Origin of the sequence: Methyloceanibacter sp. wino2 (assembly GCF_003071365.1) — a bacterium.
Classification (GTDB): domain Bacteria; phylum Pseudomonadota; class Alphaproteobacteria; order Rhizobiales; family Methyloligellaceae; genus Methyloceanibacter.
On sequence record NZ_CP028960.1, the window covers coordinates 1610153 to 1632293 of the forward strand.

Here is a 22141-nt window from a genome sequence, read left to right on the forward strand (position 1 = left end):
GTTCCCGGCTAGTTGCCGAGGATCCCGGAGATGAAGTCGTCGACGCTATTCGCGGTGCGCCGCCGGCGTGGACGGGGCTCGGAATAGCGTTGGGTCGGTGATGTCTCGGCGATTTCCGGTCCGGACACCGGCACGTTGAAGTGCGCCGGGTTCTTGAAGAGCTTCGCCGCCATGCGGTTGTCGATGCCGTACACGTCCCCGAATTCACGGATGGAGCCGTAACCGTCGGCGATCGCCGTATTGTAGGTGAGATGGACCGGGATTTTGTGCTCGAGCGCGATCACCTTGGTCTGGCCTTGGGAGCGGGCCAAAATGTCCTGAACCGTGCCCATGGACCAGCCCTTGTCCTCATTGAGAAGGAAAGCAGCGAAGCGGGCCGGCTGATTGACGCGGATGCACCCGTGGCTCAGCGTCCGTACGCGGCGCCCGAACAGCTCCTTCTGGGTCGTATCGTGCATGTAGATCGCGTGCTTGTTCGGGAAGTTGAACTTGAACTGGCCAAGCACGTTGTGGGGACCAGGATCCTGCTGGAACGTGTAGGTGTGGACATTCACGTTCTGCCAGTCGACGGCATCCGCATCGACGGGCTTGCCGCCTTTGCTAACCTTGAGACCGTAGCGGCTCAGCATCCTGTTGCGGGACTCACGTCCGCCAAACAAGCCGCCCGAGCGCTGCGGGCCCTTCAACTTCGGTGCGATGTCCTCTTTCACGATCGTCGGCGGAACCGTCCAATTGGGATTGAAGACGATGTTCCGCATCGGCGCGGAGAAGAAAGCCGTCGCGTATTGGGTCTGCCCCACGATCGTCTTTTCCTCGTAGATCGTGCGACCGCCCTTCAGGACCCGGAACTTGAACTCCGGAATGTTGTTCCAGACGTGAAAGTTGCCGAGGTCGGACGGCAGCCAGCGCCAACGCTCCATGTTGATGGCGATGAGCTGGACGGTCCGGTCATTGTCCGGGTTGCGGCCGGACTGCTTCGCCGCGTCCCGCGCCTGAACCAAGGACGCATGCAGGCGCTGATACTGCTCGCTCTGCGGATGAAGCGCGAGAAGCGATTTGTCCGGTGTGTCCGACGCGGCAAGTTCCGTGAGGACCGTCTTGGGATCACTTGCCGTCGGGTGGAAGTCGAAGAGTTTGTGGGCGCTCGACGGCGTCATCCGGCCGGTCTGCGCGTGTCGTGCATATTTCAAAATCGCCGCCGAGAGGGCGAGTTCGGCATCGGCCCGGGCTTCGTCCGTCGTCAGCGTATCGCTGGGGGACGGCACGTCGTAGGCATCCGCGTCGAGACCCCAGTCGTCCGCGTCGCGGATGGTCGCGATCAGTGTCTTCGCCTTGGGCGTCAGGCCGTCCTCGGCGACCCATAGCGGATCGTCGTCACGCTCGCCATACAGCGTCTTGAGCGCTTCCAGATCCGCGGTGGCCACCTTGGGCGGTGCGGAGCCGTCCAGCTTAGAGCGCACGCCCGCGATGACAGGATCGACGGGCGGCGGTGGCGGCGGTCCAAGGTCGACCGCCTCTTCCGTGTCTTCGCTTTCGGACGCAGCATCGTCGGGGGTCAAACGGGCCGAACCGGGTTCGAGTGCTGCGACTTTGGCGTCCTCGCCGTCCGCCTCTGCACCTGGCGGCGGCGAGACGTCGAGAACGACCGTCGCGGAATAGGCGCGCGGATCGAGCTCGAGCCGCTCTTCCGCCGGTTCTTCGTCCGACGAGCGAGTTACATCCGTAACGTCCTGCGCTTCGTCCGATTGAGCCATGCCGTCGGGCTCGGATGACGGTGAGATCGAGGCAGTCACCTCGCTGTCCGGGGTCGGCTCGGTGTCTTCAGGGTCTGTCGCGGTCTCGGCTGCACGTTCCGGCGTGTTGGCCGGGCTCGCCATACGCGCGATCTCGGGCTTCGGCTCCGGAGCGGGCGGGAGAGACGCGGTGACGATCTCGCCCTCGGAATCGTCGGCCGCCTCGGCAGGCTCTTCGGCGTTCTCGGCGACGTCCTTGCTGTCCGCGTCCGCGGCAGCCTCGGCGTCAGCGTCCTTAGCGTCGGCAGTCTTGGAGTCGGCGCTCTTGGTATCGACGTTCTCGTCATCCGCCTGTTTGGCGGCGACGTCCTCCGAGTCTTCGACCTTCGCGTCTTTGGCCGTCGCGTCGTCGTCCTTGGTGCTATCGGCGACCTTCGCCGGCTCGTCGGCCTCGGTGTCCTTGCTCTCGGCTATGGCTCCAGCCGCGGCCGTCGCGGCTGTCTCGGCTTCGTCGTTGGCGGTGTCCATGGCCTTCGCCGCAGTGTCGGCCGCTTCGTCGAGCTTGTCTTCGTCTGCGGTATCGCCCGACGTGGTGGACGCATCGGCCGATGCGGTTTCGGTCTCTTTGGACGTGTCCGTAGCGGCGCTCTTCGACTGAGGCTCTTCCGCTTCCTTGTCGTCGGCGGTCTCGTCCTTTGCCGTCTTCTCATCGGCGGCATCCGCGCCGGAGGTCTCGTCGTCAGCGGTTTTCGCGTCCGCTGTCTTGGTTTCGGCTGCTTCGTCGTCGGAGCTCTCGGTGTCAGCCGTCTTGGACCCGGCCGTCTTGTCTTCGTCAGGTTCGGCATCCGCCGTTACGGGCGTGTCAGCCTCGTCGGCGTTCGCCTCAGAGTCGGCTGCCGTCTCGGTGTCGGACTTGTCCGGCCCGGCGTCGGCCAGCTTCGCATCAGACGCCTCGTCCTCCTTCGCCGCATCGGCGGTCTTGGTGTCGGGCGACGCATCGTCTTCTTCGGATTTGGCATCCGCTGATTTCGTATCGGCGGTCTCTTCCGTCACCGCTGCCGTGTCGGAAGCAGCCTCTGACGTGTCTGCCTCATCCGCCTCGGCGGTCGCCTCCTCGGACGCACTTTCGTCGGCATCCGCAGGCTCAGAGTCCGTCACCGCCGTCTTGTCGTCATCTGCAGAGTCCGCTTCGGCCTCCGCCTCAGCCGTCGACTCCGGCTCAGGCTTCGTGTCGGAGGCATCCGCGGTTTCGGTCTTGGACTCGCTGTCGCCAGAGTCGGACGCCGCAGCGACCTCCGTGCCGTCCGCATCCGACTTTGCGTCATCCGCATCGGCCGTCTCGGTCTCGTCGGACTTGTTTGCGTCGGCGGCCGCGTCGGCGGAATCATCTGACTTTGCCGCGAGAGGCGTTGCCGCCGGCAGCGCCATGGCCACGCTGGCGGCCGACGCGGTGCCAACGGCGAGCGCGGTGTCGCTGCCTTTGGCGACCTCAGGCGAAACGGTCTTGGCGGAGGTGGCCGCGAATATCCGGTCGGGATTTCGGACCGGCTGGACGGGCGGGGGCCGGCGATAGCGTCTGCGCTTGACGACCTTCTTGCCGCCGAAGAGGCCGGGCACGCGGAATTCCGCCGTTGCCGTGCCCGGAACCGCGCTCGTACCAATCCCCAATGCCAAAAGGGCCAACGCTGTCAGCCCAATAATGGCGAATCGTCCGCTCATTCGTCGTCCCTCAAAGCCTCCGCGCCTCAACGCTAATGTAGTCGGCGCTTTCATGAATTTGCAGAGGATCGCGCAAGAGCCTAAACATAATGGCAAAACAGGGCAGTTCCTTGGCTTTCCGAGGGGCGGCCCATCACAAAAACGCCAGCCTCGCATCTTTCCGGTGGTTTCTCGACGGCCATATTTGCCGCGCCGGGAGTTGAGCCGAGGATTTCATTGGCCGCTGCCCAAAAAAACGGCATCTGCGCGGATATGACCCGGGCATTGAGCGGGCCTCAATTTGATCGATACACGCATCGATGCAATACTTTCCAATATCAACGCAATTCTAGGTTCTTACGAGCGCCGTTGCCGGTGCGCGCGAAACCTCGCGAGTCCGGCCCCATTCTTGCTTTATTCTTGGAATGGCCTGGCGCGGCCAGCCGAAACCACCATCCCAAGAGAGGCATCAGAGTATGTGCGGATTATGCGGCGAGATCACATTCGACGGCTCGCCTGCATCGGTCGAGGCCATGGAGGCCATGACCTGCTCAATGGTTCCGCGCGGCCCGGATGCCGGCGGCATCGTCTCGCGCGGCACCTTCGCCTTCGGCCATCGGCGCTTGAAGATCATCGATCTATCTGAACGCGGCCAGCAGCCCATGGTTGATTCGGAGCTCGGGATCACGCTCGTCTTCAACGGCTGCATTTACAATCATAAGGAGTTGCGGACGGAGCTGGAGGCCAAGGGCTACAGGTTCTTCTCCACCAGCGACACCGAGGTCGTCCTCAAGGCTTGGCATGCCTGGGGACCAGAGGCACCGAAGCATTTCAACGGGATGTTCGCGTTCGTCGTCTATGAGCGCGACACCGGCCGCGTCGCAATGGCCCGGGACCGGCTCGGGATCAAACCGCTCTACTACACCATGTCGGACAGGCGTCTTCGCTTCGCCTCGACACTGCCCGCGCTCGTTGCGGCGGGCGATGTCGACACGGCGCTCGATCCGGTCGGCCTTGCGCATTACATGACGTTTCATGCGGTCGTGCCGCCGCCGCACACGATCCTGCGTGGTGTGCGCAAATTGCCGGCCGCGACCTTGCGCCTGATCGAGCCCGACGGAAGCTTCAAGGACACCCAGTATTGGGAGTTGCGCTTCGATCGCTCGGCGGAGGATCTCGCCACCAGTGACGACGAGTGGAAGGACCGTGTCGGCGCCGCGCTGCGGCGCGCGGTCGACAGGCGCATGATCGCCGACGTTCCGGTGGGCGTGCTGCTCTCCGGCGGCGTCGATTCCAGCCTGATCGTGGGCCTTTTGGCCGAGGCCGGCCAGCAGCATCTGAAGACGTTCTCGATCGGCTTCGAGGCCGCGCACGGCGAAGCCGGCGACGAGTTCAAATACTCGGACATCATCGCCAAGCATTTCGGCACCGACCACACCAAGATCATGATCCCCACGGGGCACATGCTCGAGTCTCTGCCGGAGACGATCGCGGCGATGTCGGAGCCCATGGTGTCCTACGACAATGTGGGTTTCTACCTGCTCTCCCGCGAAGTGGCGAAGCACGTGAAGGTCGTGCAGAGCGGCCAGGGCGCGGACGAGGTTTTCGCCGGGTACCATTGGTATCCGAAGCTGGCGAATTCCAACGACGTGCTGACCGACTACAAGGCCCTGTTCTTCGACCGTGGCCGCGAGAAACTCGGCTCGCACCTGAACGAGACCTGGATGGCCGACGAGGACGAGCCGGCCCGGCTCGTGGAAGCGCACCTCATGAAAGACGGCGCCGAGACGCCGCTGGACCGCGCCTTGCGCATCGATACCACCGTGATGCTCGTCGACGATCCGGTGAAGCGCGTCGACAACATGACCATGGCCTGGGGTCTCGAGGCACGGGTGCCGTTCCTGGACCACGAACTCGTCGAGCTCGCCGCGCGCGTGCCGCCCGAGATGAAACTCAAGGACGAAGGCAAAGGCGTGCTGAAAGATGTGGCCCGCGATGTTATCCCTTCGTCCGTGATAGACCGGCCGAAGGGCTATTTCCCGGTGCCTGCGCTGAAATATATCGACGGTCCCGTCCTGGAGATGACCCGCGACGCGCTGTCGTGCCAGGCCGCAAGCGATCGCGGCCTGTTCCGGCCGGCTTATCTCGACAGTCTTTTCTCAGACCCGAAATCGCACATCACACCGTTGCGCGGATCGGAGCTTTGGCAATGTGCGTTGTTGGAGCTTTGGCTTCAGTCCCACAACATCTAGGCACGGCATGAGCACGGAAAAAAGCAGCGTAGAAGGCGCGACGGAAAACGGCGCTCCGCACGGCACGACGCCACGTGCGGACCTGTCGCCGCGGGGTGGTCCCCAAAGCAACGTCGCGTTCGACTGCGGCTGGGGGCGCCTCTTGTTCGGCCAAACATTCGCCAGCGCGTCGGATTTGGCCGACTGCCTGCGAGCGGAAGGTCCCGGGCGGCGAGACATCGCCTTCTACATTCTCGATCCTCATGTGGTGCTGGCGGCGGCGCCCCAGGAACTGTTTCTCGATCCCTCGCATACCTATCGGCTGGATCTCAAAACCTACGAGCCGTCGACGACGGCGCCGCGCGGATTCCAGATTCGCAGACTGGATTCACTGCAGGACGCCGAGGAGATCAATCGCATCTATGCGGCCCGGCGCATGGTAACGGTCGCACCGAACTTCTTTTGGGAGAACCGCGACAGCGAGGCGATCACCTACTTCGTCGCCGTGGACAACAAGACCAAGACGATCGTCGGAACGGTCACGGGCGTCGACCACAACGCGGCCTTCGGCGATCCTGAAAAGGGCTCCTCGTTGTGGTGCCTTGCCGTCGACACCCAATCGACGCTGCCTGGAATCGGTGAAGCGCTGGTGCGCCGACTCTCCGAGCACTTCAAGGAACGTGGTTGTTCGTACATGGATTTGTCCGTGCTCTACGACAACAAGCTGGCCATCGCGCTGTACGAGAAGCTGGGCTTCATCCGCTGGGCCACGTTCACCGTCAAACGCAAGAACGTCATCAACGAGCAGCTTTTCACCGAAACTTCCGACGAGTACGACGCGCTCAACCCTTACGCGCGAATCATCGTCGACGAGGCTCAACGGCGCGGCATCGCGGCTGAGATCATCGACGCCGAGGGCGGATTCTTCCGGCTCACCTATGGCGGCCGTTCCGTGGCCTGCCGCGAAAGTTTGACAGCGCTCACCACCGCGATCGCCATGAGCATCTGCGACGACAAACGGGTCACGCGGCGTATCGTCAGCGCAGCGGGCGTGCGAGTTCCCGAGCAGATCACGGTGGACGACGAGGACACGGCCCGCGCCTTCATGGGTCGGTATGGGTCGATCGTGGTGAAGCCGGCCCGCGGCGAGCAGGGCAAGGGCATCGCCGTGGGTCTCACGAACTGGGACGATACGAAGGCGGCAATCGACTACGCCAAGACGCTCTGCAACGAGGTCATCCTCGAAGAATTCGTCCAAGGCGTCGATCTTCGGATCGTCGTCATCAACTACCGCGTGGTTGCGGCCGCGATCCGCAAGCCCGCCACCATTATCGGCAATGGCAAGTCGACCGTGCGGGAACTCATTGAGCGCCAGACCAAACGCCGGCTCGCCGCGACGGGCGGTGAATCGTCCATACCGATGGACACGGAGACGGAACGATGCCTGGCCGCGGCGGGCTACACCTACGACGATATTCCCGAGCCTGACGCCTCCATCGCCGTCCGCAAGACGGCGAACCTGCACACGGGCGGCACGATTCACGACGTGACGGGCATTCTTCACCGGACGCTGATCGACGCCGCTGTCAATGCCGCCAAGGCGATCGAAATCCCCGTGACCGGCATCGATTTCATCGTGAAGACCCCGACGGAACCGGATTACTGGTTTATCGAGGCAAATGAACGCCCCGGGCTTGCCAATCACGAGCCCCAGCCGACCGCAGCGCGCTTTATCGACCTTCTGTTTCCCCAGACCGTGCCTGCCACGGTGCGCAAAGCGCTTCAAATGTAGGCGTCCTCGTACTACCCATAGCCAATCCATGAAGGGCGCGCCGACAAGCGCTCCGAACACCAGGGCTGCGTGATGACTATTCTCCACATCGATCTCGACTACCTTGCCGACACGCTAGAGACTTTCCTCAATATTCCGAGCCCCACGAGCTACACCGACAATGCGGTGCGGTGGTGCGGCGAGGAGCTGGACCGGCTTGGCATTCCGTTCGAGGTCACGCGGCGTGGCGCCATTCGGGCCGTCTTGCGTGGCAAGGAGCGGCGGCCGGCGCGCGCGATCGCAGCCCATCTCGATACGCTCGGCGCTCAAGTGAAGGCCATCAAGGACAATGGACGCTTGGCCGTGGTGCCCATCGGCTATTGGAGCGCGCGCTTCGCCGAGGGCGCGCGATGCACGATTTTCACCGAACGCGGCAGCTATCGCGGGACGATCCTGCCGCTGATGGCCTCCGGGCATACGTTCGGCGACGATGTCGACGAGCAGCCGTCGGGTTGGCCGTACGTGGAGATCCGTGTGGATGCGCGGTGCTCGACGGCGGAAGAGGCTATGCGGCTCGGCGTCGAGGTCGGCGACATTGTCTCCATCGATCCCCAGCCGGAGTTCATGGAGAACGGGTTCATCAGCTCGCGGCATCTCGACGACAAGGCGGGCGTGGCGGTGATGTTCGCGGCGCTGAAAGCCCTGATCGCGGTAAAGGAACAGCTTCCGGTCGACGCCTATTTCCTCTTCACGATCGAGGAAGAGGTCGGCATCGGCGCGGCCAATATCTTGACGGAAGATATCGCCTCGCTCATCGCGGTCGATAACGGCACGACCGCTCCGGGCCAGAACAGCGCCGAGTTCGGCGTCACACTCGCCATGGCCGACCAGAACGGTCCGTTCGACTACCACCTCACGCGCAAACTGGCGCGTCTGTGCCGCGAGGACGACATCTTCTACCAGAAGGACGTTTTCCGGCATTACCGGTCCGATGTCGCCTCGGCTGTCGTGGCCGGCCACGACGTCCGCACGGCCCTGGTCTGCTTCGGGATCGATGCCTCCCACGGCTGGGAACGCATTCACGTTCACGCCTTGCGGTCTCTGGCGGAACTCATCACAGCTTACCTTCTCAGCCCCATCGCGTTCTGGCGCGACGCCGAGGAGGTGAGCACGCTCGAGGACTTCACCAGCCAGCCTACGGAGAAGGCAGAGCAAAAGCTCTCGTCGGATGTGCGCATGGACGCGATCGAAGACGAGGCGGTGGACGAGTAGCGGCGCGCACGGCTCCCCGAGCGCCAATCGGCAGGGGAAGGTCCAAAAAGGCGCTAGGCGCCAGGGCGCCCGCGACCATAACGCGCAATCTGACCCCGGTACTGAATCCGAAGTGTCATGTTACGCCGGTAGGTTCCACTGTCACAGACCTACCGAGTCACACCATGTTCTCACTTGCAGGAAAAAAGGCTCTCGTCCTTGGAGTCGCCAACGAGGACTCCATCGCGTTCGGCTGCGCGAAGGCGTTCCGCGACCAAGGCGCGGACCTTGCGATTACCTATCAAAACGATAAAGCCGAGAAGCATGTGCGGCCGCTCGCCGAGAAGCTCGGCACCGACATCATACTTCCCCTCGATGTGCGCGAAGATGGTCAGTACGGGCAGCTGTTCGACCGCATTCGTCAAATCTGGGGACATATCGATATCTGCCTGCACTCGATCGCGTTTTGCCCGCGCGAGGATCTGCACGGCCGCGTGGTGGACTGTTCGCGCGATGGTTTCATCACGGCGATGGACATCTCGGTCTACTCCTTCATCCGCATGGTGCGCCGGGCCGAGCCCTTGATGCGCCATGGGGGCAGTTGCATGACCGTCTCGTTTTTCGGAGCGGAAAAGGTTGTCGAGAACTACAACATCATGGGACCGGCCAAGGCCGCGCTGGAGTCGGTCACGCGCTACATGGCCGCGGAGCTCGGACCCAAGGGCATCAGCGTAAACGCCTTGTCCCCGGGGCCGCTGAAGACCCGCGCCGCCTCTGGCATTTCCCGTTTTGACGAATTGATGAATGAGGCGGCCGAGCGCGCGCCCACCCATCACCTGGCGTCGATCGAGGATATCGGCGCCTATGCGGCATTTCTCGCCAGCCGCGAGGCGGAGAACGTCACGGGTGGCGTGCACTACATCGACGGCGGGTATCACATTGTCGGATGAGCCCCCGAGCGGATCCGGTAGCTATGCACAGAGTCAGGACGCCTATGCCCGGCATGCGGCGGAAGACCTGCAGCAGGCGGAAGCGCAAGCGCGCCTCCTTGGCGAGCTTTCGGTACAGCACGGATCGGATATCGCGGAGAAGGCCCACACAGTCTGGAGCGGCCTTGCCGCGGAGTGGGCTGGGCTAGCCGCCAGCTTCGCAGCCCCCTTCGCCGCTGCCAGCTTGGCTCCCTATTGGAAGGATGCGGCCCAGCGCTGGGTGCTGACGCTCGAGACGCTGTGCCGGCGCGGCGATGCGTGCGCGGCCCGGGAGGCCGAGGGCTTCACGCCGGTCCTCGCCTTCGACTACGAGATCATCGTGGACGGACGGTTGCTCGAGCGTCCGGCCAACTACGCACTTGTGCGGATCATTCCGCCGGAAGGTACGCCACCGCCCCGCAACGACCGCCGTCCCTGGGTGATCATCGATCCACGCGCCGGTCAGGGAAGCGGCATCGGCGGCTTCAAGAGCGAGTCCGAGGTGGGCGAGGCGCTCAACGACGGCCACCCGGTCTACTTCGTCATCTTCTTCCGGGACCCCGAGCCGCATCAGACGCTGGCGGAAGTCTGCGCGGCCGAGGCGGAATTCCTGAAAGCGGTTCGGGAGCGTCATCCGAGGAGTTCCAAGCCCCTCGTCACCGGCAATTGTCAGGGAGGCTGGGCCGCCATGATCCTGGCCGCGACCCATCCGGATCTGATGGGACCCGTGGTGATCGCGGGCACGCCGCTCTCCTATTGGGCCGGCAAGGTCGGACAGAATCCGTTTCGGTATCTCGCCGGTATGGAAGGCGGCGCCGTTCCGGCTCTGCTGACCGCCGATCTCGGTGCGGGCAAGTTCGACGGCGCGACGCTGATCCACAATTTCGAACAGCTCAATCCCGGCAAGACGATCTGGCGCAAGAACTACGACATCTTCTCGAAGGTCGATTGGGACTCCGAGCGCTATCTGGACTTCGAACGCTGGTGGTCCGGCTTCTACTTCATGAACGAGGCGGAGATACGCTGGATCGTCGAGAACCTCTTCGTGGGCAACAAGCTGGTACGCGGTGAGGCGGTGCTCGACGACGGCACGCCGGTCGACCTCACACGGATCGATTCGCCTGTCGTCGTATTCGCTTCCCACGGCGACAACATTACCCCACCGCAGCAGGCACTCTTCTGGATCGCCGATCTCTACGAGTCCGTCCAGGAACTGCGCGCGCGCGGTCACGTCATCGCCTACACGCTCCATGACAGCATCGGTCATCTCGGCATCTTCGTGTCCGCAAAAGTCGCGAGTAAGCAGCACAAGGAGATCGCCTCGGTCGTCCAGACGATCGAGTCGCTGGCGCCGGGTCTCTACGAGATGCTTATTCACGAGGGCGATGACGTGCCGACGGTCTCGTTCGAGACCCGCACGATCGACGACATCCTGGCGCTTGGAGGAGACCGCAAAGAAGAAGCGGCTTTCGCCGCCGTCGCACGGCTTTCGGAGTGGGCGGTCAAAACCTATGAACTGACCATGCAGCCCCTGCTGCGTGCGCTCGTCACGCCGGAGGTCGCCGAGACGTTGCGCCAAGCGCATCCGATGCGCGCGCAGTACACATTCTTCTCGAGCGACAATCCATTGTTCGGCGACATCTATTCGCTGGCGGAAGCGACACGGGATGCACGCGAGCAGGCTGACGAGGACAATCCGTTCTTACGGGCAGAGCGCCTGTCGGCGACGGTAATCGAGGAGAGTTTCAACCTAGCCCGCGACATGCGTGATGCCTGCATGGAAATCGCTTTCCTCGGACTCTACGCGAACCCTTGGATGATGCGGCTTGGAGCCACATACCGGGCCCGCCCGCAAGAGCATAACATTCGAAGGCTGCCTCAAGTTCGTGACGCAATCCGAAGCGCAGAAGCTGGCGGCTACAAGGAAGCGATCGTACGCATGTTGATCCTACTGGCACGTGCGCGCGGCTCCGTCCGGCGCGACCGCCTAGAGCGTACCAACCGCCTACTCCATTCGCGCGCGCCATTCGATACGATGACGCCGGACCGGCGGGCCCGCCTCATCAACGAGCAGAACATGATCGTCGAATTCGCCGGCGACGGTGCCGTCTCGTCTCTCCCGGTGCTGCTGCGTGACGACGTCGACCGTGTCCGTGCGGTCAATCTTGTCTTCGACATCGTCGGTCCCATCGAAGAGATGGATGAACGAACGATCGCCATGTTCAAGCAATTGCAATCAACATTGTACACGATGGCCCGGGGGTGGAAGGAACCCGCCCCAGGCAGGACCAACGGCGTGGCTTCCGGCATGCGCATTGGCGCTTGAGGCACCGGGGTTTCGCCTGACGAACCGAGCGTTATTACAGCGGAAAGCAGTAGACCGCAGGAGGCATACATGATCCGCGAGAACAAGCTCTACGACGAACTTTCGATTGGCGACACGGAGTCGGTCAAACGCGTCTGCACCGCGAACGACCTTTTCGTCTTTGCCCATGCGTCCGGAAATCTCAATCCGCTTCATATTCCGGATGACGACGAGCACGACGATCACGAGGCGGTCGCACCGTCCATGTGGGTCGGCGCCCTGATCTCGTCGGTGCTCGGCAATGTGCTGCCGGGACCGGGAACATTGTACCGGTCACAGACCCTTCGGTTTCTCGACCGGGCCCACGTGGGCGACGAACTGACGATCACCGTCACCGTGAAGGAGAAGCTCCCGAACTCGGTCGTGGTGATGGACACGGTTGTCAAAGGACGCGGCGGCGAGACGGTCGCCGAGGGTGTGGCCGAGGTGCTCGCGCCGGAGCGCAAAGTCCGGGTCGACATGGAAGAGTTGCCGGAGATCGTCCTCCAGCGTCACCAACACTTCGACCACTACATTCACTCTTGCGAGGGACTTGAGCCGCTCGTGACCGCCGTCGTCGCGCCGGAAGAGAAAGAGTCTCTCGGCGGCGCGCTCCTAGCGGCACGGCATGCGCTCATCCGGCCGATCCTCATCGGATCCGAGCCGCTCATTCGTCAGGCTGCCCACGAGGCGGGCGAAGATCTCGGCATGTTCGAGATCATCGACATTCCCGATCATGTCGCCGCGGCCGGCAGGGCCGTCGAACTCGTGCACGAGGGTTACGCCGGGGCGATCATGAAGGGCCATTTGCACACGAGCGATCTGTTGCATCAGGTTCTGAAGAGCAAGGGCGGCTTGCGCACGAGCCGCCGCATGAGCCACGCCTTCGTGATGGATGTGCCGGGGCTCGATCATCCGCTGATCATCTCGGATGCGGCCATCAACATTACGCCGGACCTCGCGACCAAGGTGGACATTACCCAGAGCGCCATCGACGTGGCCCTGGCTCTCGGCATCCAGAAACCCAAGGTCGGCGTGTTGTCCGCGGTCGAGACGGTGAACCCTCAGATCCCCTCGACCCTAGATGCGGCGGCACTTTCGAAAATGTCGGATCGCGGCCAGATCAAAGGCGGTGTCGTCGACGGCCCGCTCGCGATGGATAATGCCATGGACGCCGAAGCAGCCACGACCAAGGGCGTCACGGGCCTCGTCGCCGGGCATGCCGAGGTTCTCATCGTTCCCAATCTCGAGGCGGGCAACATGCTGGCGAAACAGCTCGCCTTCGTGTCCGGCGCCGAGGCCGCAGGCATTGCGCTCGGTGCCTCCGTACCCATCATCCTGACCAGCCGCGCCGACGGCGAGAAGGCGCGGCTCGCCTCTTGCGCCATCGCGGTGCTGTACCGGTTCTGGCAGGAGAACGGTTTCCCCGTCGGGTCACGACTTGCGGAGGCGGCCGAGTAATGACCCATATCCTCACGCTCAATGCAGGATCGTCGTCCATCAAGTTCGCGCTGTTCGAGGCGGACAGTCTCGACGAGCGCGTGAGGGGACAGATCGAAGGGATCGGGACGAAACCGCATCTGAGCGCGCGGATCGCCGAGGCGGAAAAGACCGAACAGGATCTCGACGCCGCCGAGGTCAGCGATCATGCCTCGGCACTGGTCGCGATCCTCGCGCTCATGGACGACCGATTCTCCGGCGCCCAGGTGAAGGCTGTCGGGCATCGCATCGTCCATGGCGGCCCCGACTACGGCTCGCCGGTGATCATCGACGAAGACCGCTTCGCCGCTCTCGAGAAACTGATTCCGCTGGCGCCGTTGCACCAGCCGCACAATCTATCCGGGGTGCGGGCCGCGCAGGCGGCCTTCCCGGAGGCGACGCAGGTTGCGTGTTTCGACACGGCGTTTCACCGGCAACACCCCTGGGTGAACGACACCTACGCGTTGCCGTTGGAGCTCTATGAAGAAGGTGTCCGGCGCTACGGATTTCACGGCCTCTCCTACGAGTATGTGACGCGCGCGCTGCGGCAGCTGGCGCCGATGCACGCAGCCGGGCGCGTGGTCGTCTCACATCTGGGCAACGGCGCTTCGATGTGCGCCATCCAAGACGGACAGAGTGTCGGCTCAACGATGGGCTTCACCGCGCTCGACGGCCTGCCCATGGGGACACGCTGCGGTCAGCTCGATCCCGGCGTCGTTCTATACCTGATGGCCGAGAAAGGCCTCTCGGCGGCGGAGATCGAGAACCTGCTCTACAAGCAGTCCGGGCTCAAAGGTCTGTCGGGAATCTCGAACGATATGCGCGTGCTGGAAGAGGCCGGCACGATCGAGGCACGGCGCGCGATTGACTATTTCGTCTATCGCATTCGCCGCGAGCTCGGGGCCATGGTGGCGATCTTGTCGGGTCTCGACGCGCTCGTCTTCTGCGGTGGCATTGGCGAGAACGCTTGGCGCATCCGCGAACGCGTCTGCCAGGACTTTGGCTGGCTGGGTCTCGAACTGGACGAATCGCAGAACCGCGCGGGCGAGACGATCATCTCGTCCCAGCGCTCCCGTGTCCGCGTCTTCATCATCCGCACCAATGAAGAGTTGATGATCGCCTCTCACGCAGCCGAGAAGGCGCAAGAGGCCATCGCGTCGGCCGCGGCGGCCTGATCGCCTGCCGCGCCTGCCGCCAAGCCCCCGGAATTCCATCGCAAATTCCTATGACGATCTCGGGCCATTTGTGACCCTCGCGACTATCTGGTTAACCCTATCCATGCTAAAAATGCCGGACGATTCAACGGGGTTTCACGAATGCGGCTTGGGTTAGGGTTTGCGCGGCACCAGGGTTGCGCCCACGGTGCTCTGAGGGTCGGCGCCATCTGTGCCGTCCTCGCGGGCGGCTTTGCCGCAACCGATGCACATGCTCAAGCGGCGCTGGTCGACGGCCCCGCGGGCGGCGAGACCGTTGTGCGGAAGAGCGTCGCGCTTGGCGCGGCTGCGATCATCCAGCCTAAATACGAAGGCTCGAACGAGCACGAAGTCATTCCGATCCCAATGATCATTCCCTCGTTTGTCGAGACCGAGGACACGCCGGACGGCATCTTCAAGGAAGTACGCCAGCGCGTCACCTTCCGGGGGCTCGATGAAATCCGGATCCGCGCTTTTGGCGGCGACCATTTTCAGATCGGGGCGGTGACCGGTTACATCACGACGCGCGATCAAGACGACGGCGATCTTCTGAAAGGCCTCGGCGATGTCGAGGGCGGTCTCGTGCTTGGCGCGTACACAGCCTACACGCTCGGCGCCTTCACGTTCGATGCCGCCTATATCGACAAGGTCACGGGCGATTCCGCCGGTCCGCAATACCGGTTCGGCATCGAGACGGAGAAGCAACTGACGGATCGCTTGAAGGCCGGCGTCCGCGTCGGCACAACCTTTGCCAGCGCCGAATACATGCAGACCTATTTCGGCGTGACGCAGGCCGAGGCCAACCGCTCCAGGGCAGGCCTGCCGGTCTATAAGACCGATGGCGGCATCAAAGACGTGTTCGTCTCCGTCGGCGGCACCTATGACATCAGTGACCGCTGGGTCTTGAAGGGCGGTGTGAACTATAGCCGGCTTCTGGACGAGGCCGCGGACAGCCCCGTCGTACAGACACCCGATCAGGTGTCAGGGACCGTGGGCCTCGCCTATCGCTTCTACTGGGACCGCTAGGCCGGGCGTCTCATTGGCCCAGGCGCCTCCGCTACTCGGCGGCCGACGGCATCCTCGAACCCCCACGCAGCGTACCGAAACCGCGGCCGGCGAGCGGATCCTTCGTGATGTCGCCGGAAATCGGCGACAGGCCTAAGACGTGGCGGAAGCGCTGAAGCATTTCCAGCGTATTCGGCGACATCTCCTCGATGGACCCCGGCACAAATTGGGCAACCTCGGCAGCCAGCTTCCGGTCTTCGGCGGTCTTGAGGAGATCCGGCAATGTCTGGATGGCCGCCTCACGCTCGAACTGAACCACCAGGGTCTGCTCGTCGATGATCTGCCGCCGCTGGTCGGTGCTGAGCGACCGGAAGGGTTCGTCCTGCGTGAGCACCGTGCCGGACCGCTCCAGACGGTCACGCCGCACTTCGCCGCGCGAGTCCGCAAGCAGGATCAGCATGCGGATCACAGCCTCGGCGAAACCGCCTTCCGACATGTGACGCAGAGCCGACTGAACTTCGGGGAGCGCCCGAAGTTCGGCCTCGTTCTTGAGCGTCCGTCCCAGCAGGTTGGGCGCACCGAACGTCGCCGCCCAAGGCGTCGACCACATCGAGAAGAACATGTTCTCGTACATCGCGTCGCGGACGTCGCGCATGAAGTCGATAGACTGTTCGAAGAGTGATGCGAACACCCGCTCGGCCTGAACGAAGGGGTTGTCGCCGGCTACCGGCTCGCGCTCTTCCTTGGCTTTCTCGGCCAGACTCGTCACGCCGGCCATCACGGGATTGCGGCCGGACACCAGCCCGCGCTGCAGCCGCAAGGGATGCAGCATCCGCGCGAGTTCGGCGATACCCGGATTGACTGCCGCCTTCACGAAAGGCCGCAAGCAAAGATCGTAGAGCTGCGCCTGAATCTCCGACATGCGGGCAACGGCCGCGAATGGCTGCTCGTCGTCGCGCTTGGCGTCGAGAGCGCGGAGTTGATCCAGCTTGCGTTCGTGGAAGCTCACCGTAAACTCACGGCCCTCGCCGTGACCCTGATAGTCGTCGATCTTCATTTCGTAGAGGCCAGGCGGGAGCGACTCGATCGCTTCCATCGTGCCGGTCATCTCCGTGTGCTCGCGTTTGGCGATCTTGGAGGAAACGAAAATACCCAAATGGCCGACCTGGTCGTGCACCATGTAGATGATGCGCTGGCCACGGATTCTGATTTCAGAGGTGTCCGCATAGCTGTCCGCGATCCAGTTCAACGCCTGCTGCGGCGGCGTGATGTTGTCGCCTTGGCTGGCGAACACGATAATCGGTGAACGGATGTTTTTTACATCGATGTGCCGCCCGGGCTCGAGCTGCGCTTCGTTCTTTGCGAGCCGATTGCCGACGAAGAGCTGTTCGACGATCCAGTGGATTTCGGCCTCGTTGAGAAGGAAGAACCCGCCCCACCACTTCTCGAATTCCAAGAAGCGCTCGCGGCCATGGTCGATGTCGCGATAGAGGTCGTAATACTTGCCGAAATAGTTGCGGCTCGGATTGAGCATCTCGAAGTTCTGCACCAGATGGGCGCCGTCGAATACGCCATCGCCCATGTCCGACCAGAACATCGGCTGCCATGTGCCGCCCAAAATGCCGCCGTTGTAGCGCATCGGGTATTTGCCGACCTCTCCGCCCCAGGTCGCAACGGGCGACCCGTTCAGAACAATCGGCCCGGTAAGGTCGTGATTGGTCGCGGCAAGGAGAAGCGTTGCCCAACCGCCCTGGCAGTTGCCGGTGACGACGGGCTTTGGGGATTGGGGATGGCGACGTCCCACCTCGCGAACGAACTCGGCTTCCGCGCGCGTCACATCGGCAAGGGTCTGGCCGGGGATCGGCTCACGCCGGAACGCGACGAAATAGACCGGGTGACCCTTCGCCAAGGCAACGCCGACTTGGCTGTCGGACTTGAAGCCGCCGATGCCGGCGCCGTGCCCCGCACGCGGATCGATGATCACGTAGGGCCGCGCGGTGGCGTCGATCTCGATGCCTTCGGGCGGCAAGATCTTCAGCAGCATGTAGTTGCAGGGATGGCGCAGATCTGCGCCGTCGAGCACGACCTCGTAGTCGTAGGTCAGGACAGGGGGACACCCCGCCGCCTCGTGCTCCAAGAAGATGTCGCCGCGCTCGCGCATGGTGTCGAGGAACAGAGCCCCGCGCTGCATACTGTCGTTCACGTAAGCCTGCCAGGCCCCCGCGAGACCATCAAAGTCGGGATTTTCGGAGAAGCCCTTGGCGATATCCGACAGCGTGGCCAAGGAGGCCTTGAGACGTTCTTGATGCTCGTGGGCAATGCGCTCGGCGTGACTCATCGCGCTGTGCATCAGGAAGGTCTGCGTCGTCTGGAGGCCCTCGGAGACTTGTGTCGCAGCCTCGACCCGCCGGTTGAGCATCACGGCAGGCGATTCCGAGACCGCCTTCGCGACGGAGTCGAACATGGATTCAATAACGTCGTCGGAAGTCGGGCCGGTGTCGGCAACCGTATCGGTCATGGGACTGTGGACCTTTGATCTGCAGGTCTGCGTCTGTTCAAGCAGAGCTGTCGGAACGTTGTAGCGTCTGTCGTAGAGAAAAACCTACGCGTATTGAATGACAGCCCTTTGAAGCGTGTCCACCCTGACCGATAAGGCCTTCGTCTTATTTGCCTAACATTCTAGGCCTTTCTGTCGCACCTGCAACCGAAAGCCCGGCGACACAGAGTCACTGTGCGTCAGCCGCCGGGAAGTGTCACCCTACTGACAACGCAAGATGGTTAAGCCAGCGGGGAAGAGCGTTCCGCTTGTCCGGGTGACGCACGGGACTTGATCAAGGGACCCGATCTTGGCCCGCAGCCCGGCCCCGGCGGATCCTCTGCATAGCGTCTGAAAAAATGGGGGCGTCAATGGCAATCGAGATTCGCAAGATCGGCGTGATCGGCGCGGGCACGATGGGCAACGGGATTGCGCAGACCTTCGCCGCGGCCGGTTACCCGGTGGTGATGCGCGACCTGAAACCCGAGTATGTCGACCGGGGGATGGCGACCGTCGCGAAGAGCCTCGACCGCCTTGTTTCCAAAGAGAAGATCAGCAGCGCCGACCGGGATGCGACGCTGGAACGGCTCACCGGGACGACGGAGCTGTCCGACTTGGCCGACTGCGATCTGGTGGTCGAGGCCATTCTCGAAGTCTTCGATCTCAAGGCGGGTCTCGTCAAGGAGCTGGACGAGGTCTGCCGTCCGGACGCGATCCTCGCAACCAACACCTCGTCCATCTCCGTGACGCGCATCGCGGCGGTGTCCAAGGACCCCTCGCGGGTGATCGGGATGCATTTCTTCAATCCCGTCCCGCTGATGATGCTGGTGGAGATCATCCGCGCGCTCCAGACGTCCGACGACGTCTGCGACGCGGTGACGGACATGGTCGCCAAGGTCGGCAAGGAGGCGAAGGTCTCCAAGGACAGCTACGGCTTCGTGGTCAACCGTGTGCTCATCCCGATGATCAACGAGGCGGTGAACTGCGTGGCCGAGGGCGTCGCCGCGCCAGAGGACGTCGACGACATGATGAAGCTCGGCGCCAACCACCCGATGGGGCCCTTGGCGCTGGCCGACCTGATCGGCCTCGATGTGTGTCTCAACATCATGGAGACGCTCTACAACGGCTTCGACGACCCTAAGTACCGGCCGAGCCCGCTTCTGAAGCAGATGTGCGCGGCCGGCTATCTCGGCCGCAAATCCGGCAAGGGCTTCTTCGACTACGGCAGCTAGGGCCGGCTCAATCCGGCAGGTTCTTGGTTTTCGGGACGACCACGGCGAACATGTCCGCGAGTGCCGATAGGCTGGCTCCCTGAAGCTGCTCGGCGGGCATGGCCTCGCCGGTCGCCGGGTTTGCGAGCTCACGCGTCGCCGTGGCGCCCGCGACGACCGTATTGGCATAGCCCTTGTTGAAGGCCGACCGCGCGGTCGAACTCACGCACATATGGGTCATGAACCCCCCGTACACGACATTGTCCACGCCGTGCTTCTTGAGCTCCCAATCGAGCTCCGTTTGCTCGAAGGCGGATGGAAATCTCTTGATGATGACCGTCTCGCCGTCGACCGGTGCCACCACATCGGCAATCTGTCCGATCGGCGCGCCGACGTCATAGGGCGTCCCTTCGCCCGCATCGTGCATGATGTGGATGACGGGGCGCCCCGCCTCGCGGAACCGCCGAAGCAGCTCGGCCGCTTCCTTGAGAGCCGGCTCGACGCCCTCGAGCTGCATGACGCCCTCGCGATAGGTTTGCTGGCAGTCGATCAAGACAAGCGCGCTCGTCGAAATCGGCGCGGGGTCCGGGCTCATGCCGGTGAGATCGCGAAGTGTCGGGTTGGACATGCAGTTCCCTCCTACGATGCGTCGGCCGGTGCGCCGATCTTTCGGCAAGCATCCTAGCGCAGGCAGGCGGAAAAAAAGAAGCGCCTAAAAGGAGAGTGAATCCGGACTTGCCGGATCAGCCGAAATTGGACGTGAAGGGGTGAGGAGAATGGTGCCGCAAGAGGGATTCGAACCCCCGACCTACGCATTACGAATGCGCCGCTCTACCGACTGAGCTATTGCGGCCCTTTTCAGTGTGGCCTCGTGCTTAATGCCATTGGCCGCGCGGCGCAAGCGCGCCGCGATGCAGAATGCGCGGGTCCCCCGCCCGAAATTGGCATCCGCGCCTCTAGCGGATGTGGGCGGAGCGCAGCCGTTCCAGCGAGACTTCGCTCTCGTCTTCGGTGTCCGGCGCCACGCCTGGATCGTCGGGCGCCCGCGGAGGGACGAGGATCGACGCGCTCGGCTTCTCGCCGGCAGCGCCGTCACCTGTCTTGACGGCGGAAGCGGAACTGGCCTCGGGTCCGGCGTTCTCCGTAGGCGTGACCGACGTCACAGGCGCCGGCGCGGCTTGCGCGGACGGGCTATCCTCGGGCTGTGCGGCGGCAGTTTCGGCGGGCTGAGGCTCGGCCGACGGCGGCGGGGACACCGCAACCTCTTCGGCCGTGCCCTCGATCACGGATGGGCTTTCGGTCACCGGCTCGCCCAGTGCGGGCCGGGCCTCGTCTTGCAGGTCAGGCGCATGCGCCGGATGGCTGTCGCGGCGCATGGCGCTGGCATCACGCGGCGGCCCGGTCCATTCGTCGATCTGAAGCGTCTCGTCGGGCCGGCCGATGGCGTCCGCCGGCGCCTTCCATTCGAACGCGTCCACGACGCCGGTAACCGGTGACACCGGCAGCCAGCGGTCGGAGACGTAGCCGTCGGCGATCCAGGCGCGGTCGCGCGGGGCCCGCAGCGCCCTGGCAAGCCATTCGCGCTCGCGGCCCTTGTCGCCGCTGCCGCCTTCGATCCGTGCCATCAGGGTGCAGATCCGGGCCGACGGCGCTTCCTCGAGGTACGGCTCCAGAGCCTCGCGCGCCCGATCCCACTCCTGGGCCTCCACGGCGGCCTGGGCAATGGCGACGGAGCCTTCCACGTCGTCGGGGGTCTGCTTGGCCAAATATTCGACGCGCTTCAGGCGGTCCTTCGGCGACAGGCCGGGCTTGGCGAAGGCGTAGGCCACGGCAAGACTGGGATGCGGCGACAGCGTCCAGGTCCGCAGGATCTGCCGGGACGCGGCGCGCACCTCGCCCTTGGACGCAAGCAGGCGCCCCGCAATCTCGGCCGCCGGCACCAGCGACGGCGCCAGCCGCAAGGCCTCGTTTGCCAGGATGAGCGCCTTGCTGGGATCGAAGGCCTCGGTCTCACGCGCCTCGGCGGTCAGCAGCACCGCGCGGCGCCGGTTCGCGCTTTTCGAATCCACATGTCCGTTCTGGCGGGCGACCGCGAGCGTGTTCAGAGCGCGATCCCAATCGCCGGACCGGGCCTGAAGATCGAACAGCGCATTGACGCCCCAGGCCAGCTTCGGATTACGGTCGACGGCTTGCTGCGCGAGGACGAGCGCCGCCCCCTCATCGCCCGCACGCTTCGCCTCGAGAAAGAGACCGCGCACGCCGAGCAATTCCGTATCGTGATTGTCGAGCATGCCCTCGAAGGTCCGCCGCGCGGCCGCGTCGTCTCCCTTGAGCTGGGCGGTTTGCGCCTTCAGCAGGGCCGTCAACGGCTCCTGCGGCAGGTTGCGCTGAGCGACCCCCGCATAGCGCTGCGCCTGGGCGCGGTCGCCAACCCCGATGGCAACGAGTCCACGCGACAGCGCGTCGAAGCCTTGCTTCTGCTTGCGCTGGCGCATATGCGCGGCGACAGCCGACGGCCGGGTCCAGATATAGCGCAGTATGGCCAAGATCAGGATCACGGCCACGACGAACACCGACAGGGACACAACGCCGACGAAGGCGCTGGTCTCGATCTGATAGCCCAGCCACTCCACCGAGATCGTGCCGGGCCGGTCGGCAAGCCAGGCAAGTCCCAGCGCCGCCGCGATGACGAAGAGCGTGAAAAAGAGGATGCGTGTCATC

At 63.7% G+C, this 22141-nt stretch carries 13 protein-coding genes and 1 tRNA gene; 9 read left to right on the top strand and 5 right to left on the bottom strand.

All coding sequences use genetic code 11. The annotated features are described in order from the left end of the window. Nucleotides 1–8: 8 nt before the first annotated feature. Nucleotides 9–3452 carry a L,D-transpeptidase family protein gene (locus DCY11_RS07490; RefSeq protein ID WP_159079868.1) on the bottom strand — a complete coding sequence of 1148 codons (3444 nt, stop codon included), beginning with the start codon at nucleotides 3450–3452 and terminating at the stop codon, nucleotides 9–11. A gap of 455 nt (nucleotides 3453–3907) precedes the next feature. On the opposite strand from DCY11_RS07490, the gene DCY11_RS07495 reads away from it, so the two are divergent. From DCY11_RS07495 to DCY11_RS07530, 8 genes are all read left to right on the top strand, one after another. Continuing rightward, nucleotides 3908–5683: an N-acetylglutaminylglutamine amidotransferase gene (locus DCY11_RS07495; protein ID WP_108682364.1), complete on the top strand. Its 1776-nt coding sequence runs from the start codon at nucleotides 3908–3910 to the stop codon at nucleotides 5681–5683. Nucleotides 5684–5690: 7 nt separating this feature from the next. Further along, nucleotides 5691–7454 (top strand): N-acetylglutaminylglutamine synthetase, encoded by a 1764-nt coding sequence (gene ngg, locus DCY11_RS07500; protein ID WP_108682365.1) that lies wholly within the window; start codon nucleotides 5691–5693, stop codon nucleotides 7452–7454. 72 nt (nucleotides 7455–7526) lie between these two features. Then, complete coding sequence (locus DCY11_RS07505) at nucleotides 7527–8705, top strand: osmoprotectant NAGGN system M42 family peptidase (RefSeq protein WP_108682366.1); 1179 nt, start codon at nucleotides 7527–7529, stop codon at nucleotides 8703–8705. Nucleotides 8706–8869: 164 nt separating this feature from the next. Next, entirely contained in the window at nucleotides 8870–9634 is a 765-nt protein-coding gene (gene fabI, locus DCY11_RS07510) for an enoyl-ACP reductase FabI (RefSeq protein ID WP_108682367.1), read from the top strand. After that, nucleotides 9624–11978 (top strand): DUF3141 domain-containing protein, encoded by a 2355-nt coding sequence (locus DCY11_RS07515; protein WP_159079869.1) that lies wholly within the window; start codon nucleotides 9624–9626, stop codon nucleotides 11976–11978. The genes fabI and DCY11_RS07515 overlap by 11 nt, the downstream gene beginning before the upstream one ends. Before the next feature lie 69 nt (nucleotides 11979–12047). After that, a complete protein-coding gene (locus DCY11_RS07520; RefSeq protein ID WP_174202141.1) occupies nucleotides 12048–13457 on the top strand; it encodes a bifunctional enoyl-CoA hydratase/phosphate acetyltransferase in 1410 nt (469 codons plus the stop codon). Beyond that, nucleotides 13457–14650 (top strand): acetate/propionate family kinase, encoded by a 1194-nt coding sequence (locus tag DCY11_RS07525; RefSeq protein ID WP_108682369.1) that lies wholly within the window; start codon nucleotides 13457–13459, stop codon nucleotides 14648–14650. The genes DCY11_RS07520 and DCY11_RS07525 overlap by 1 nt, the downstream gene beginning before the upstream one ends. Nucleotides 14651–14791: 141 nt before the next feature. Then, on the top strand, nucleotides 14792–15694 hold the full coding sequence (locus tag DCY11_RS07530) for a MipA/OmpV family protein (protein WP_108682370.1): 903 nt from the start codon (nucleotides 14792–14794) through the stop codon (nucleotides 15692–15694). A 31-nt stretch (nucleotides 15695–15725) separates the two neighbouring features. On the opposite strand, the gene DCY11_RS07535 is transcribed toward DCY11_RS07530, so the two are convergent. Further along, entirely contained in the window at nucleotides 15726–18191 is a 2466-nt protein-coding gene (locus tag DCY11_RS07535) for a DUF3141 domain-containing protein (RefSeq protein WP_245409308.1), read from the bottom strand. Between the two features lie 389 nt (nucleotides 18192–18580). Here DCY11_RS07535 and DCY11_RS07540 point away from each other — a divergent pair, with 389 nt between their 5' ends. Beyond that, nucleotides 18581–19441 (top strand): 3-hydroxybutyryl-CoA dehydrogenase, encoded by an 861-nt coding sequence (locus DCY11_RS07540; RefSeq protein WP_208430428.1) that lies wholly within the window; start codon nucleotides 18581–18583, stop codon nucleotides 19439–19441. Nucleotides 19442–19448: 7 nt separating this feature from the next. Here the strand turns inward: DCY11_RS07540 and DCY11_RS07545 are convergent, their stop codons facing one another. From DCY11_RS07545 to DCY11_RS07555, 3 genes are all read right to left on the bottom strand, one after another. Further along, nucleotides 19449–20048, bottom strand: coding sequence for a cysteine hydrolase family protein (locus DCY11_RS07545; protein WP_108682372.1), 600 nt, complete (start codon nucleotides 20046–20048; stop codon nucleotides 19449–19451). Nucleotides 20049–20197: 149 nt separating this feature from the next. Further along, nucleotides 20198–20273 (bottom strand) — tRNA-Thr (locus DCY11_RS07550). A 103-nt stretch (nucleotides 20274–20376) separates the two neighbouring features. After that, nucleotides 20377–22140 carry a heme biosynthesis HemY N-terminal domain-containing protein gene (locus DCY11_RS07555; protein WP_108682373.1) on the bottom strand — a complete coding sequence of 588 codons (1764 nt, stop codon included), beginning with the start codon at nucleotides 22138–22140 and terminating at the stop codon, nucleotides 20377–20379. Between the last annotated feature and the right edge of the window lies 1 nt (nucleotide 22141).

Bases quoted from the DNA above. Each gene is read 5' to 3' on its own strand.
- DCY11_RS07545 (WP_108682372.1), bottom strand. From the start codon at position 20,048: ATGTCCAACCCGACACTTCGCGATCTCACCGGCATGAGCCCGGACCCC.
- DCY11_RS07520 (WP_174202141.1), top strand. From the start codon at position 12,048: ATGATCCGCGAGAACAAGCTCTACGACGAACTTTCGATTGGCGACACG.
- fabI (WP_108682367.1), top strand. From the start codon at position 8,870: ATGTTCTCACTTGCAGGAAAAAAGGCTCTCGTCCTTGGAGTCGCCAAC.
- DCY11_RS07540 (WP_208430428.1), top strand. From the start codon at position 18,581: ATGGCAATCGAGATTCGCAAGATCGGCGTGATCGGCGCGGGCACGATG.
- DCY11_RS07535 (WP_245409308.1), bottom strand. From the start codon at position 18,191: ATGACCGATACGGTTGCCGACACCGGCCCGACTTCCGACGACGTTATT.
- DCY11_RS07555 (WP_108682373.1), bottom strand. From the start codon at position 22,140: ATGACACGCATCCTCTTTTTCACGCTCTTCGTCATCGCGGCGGCGCTG.
- ngg (WP_108682365.1), top strand. From the start codon at position 5,691: ATGAGCACGGAAAAAAGCAGCGTAGAAGGCGCGACGGAAAACGGCGCT.
- DCY11_RS07490 (WP_159079868.1), bottom strand. From the start codon at position 3,452: ATGAGCGGACGATTCGCCATTATTGGGCTGACAGCGTTGGCCCTTTTG.
- DCY11_RS07495 (WP_108682364.1), top strand. From the start codon at position 3,908: ATGTGCGGATTATGCGGCGAGATCACATTCGACGGCTCGCCTGCATCG.
- DCY11_RS07530 (WP_108682370.1), top strand. From the start codon at position 14,792: ATGCGGCTTGGGTTAGGGTTTGCGCGGCACCAGGGTTGCGCCCACGGT.
- DCY11_RS07525 (WP_108682369.1), top strand. From the start codon at position 13,457: ATGACCCATATCCTCACGCTCAATGCAGGATCGTCGTCCATCAAGTTC.
- DCY11_RS07505 (WP_108682366.1), top strand. From the start codon at position 7,527: ATGACTATTCTCCACATCGATCTCGACTACCTTGCCGACACGCTAGAG.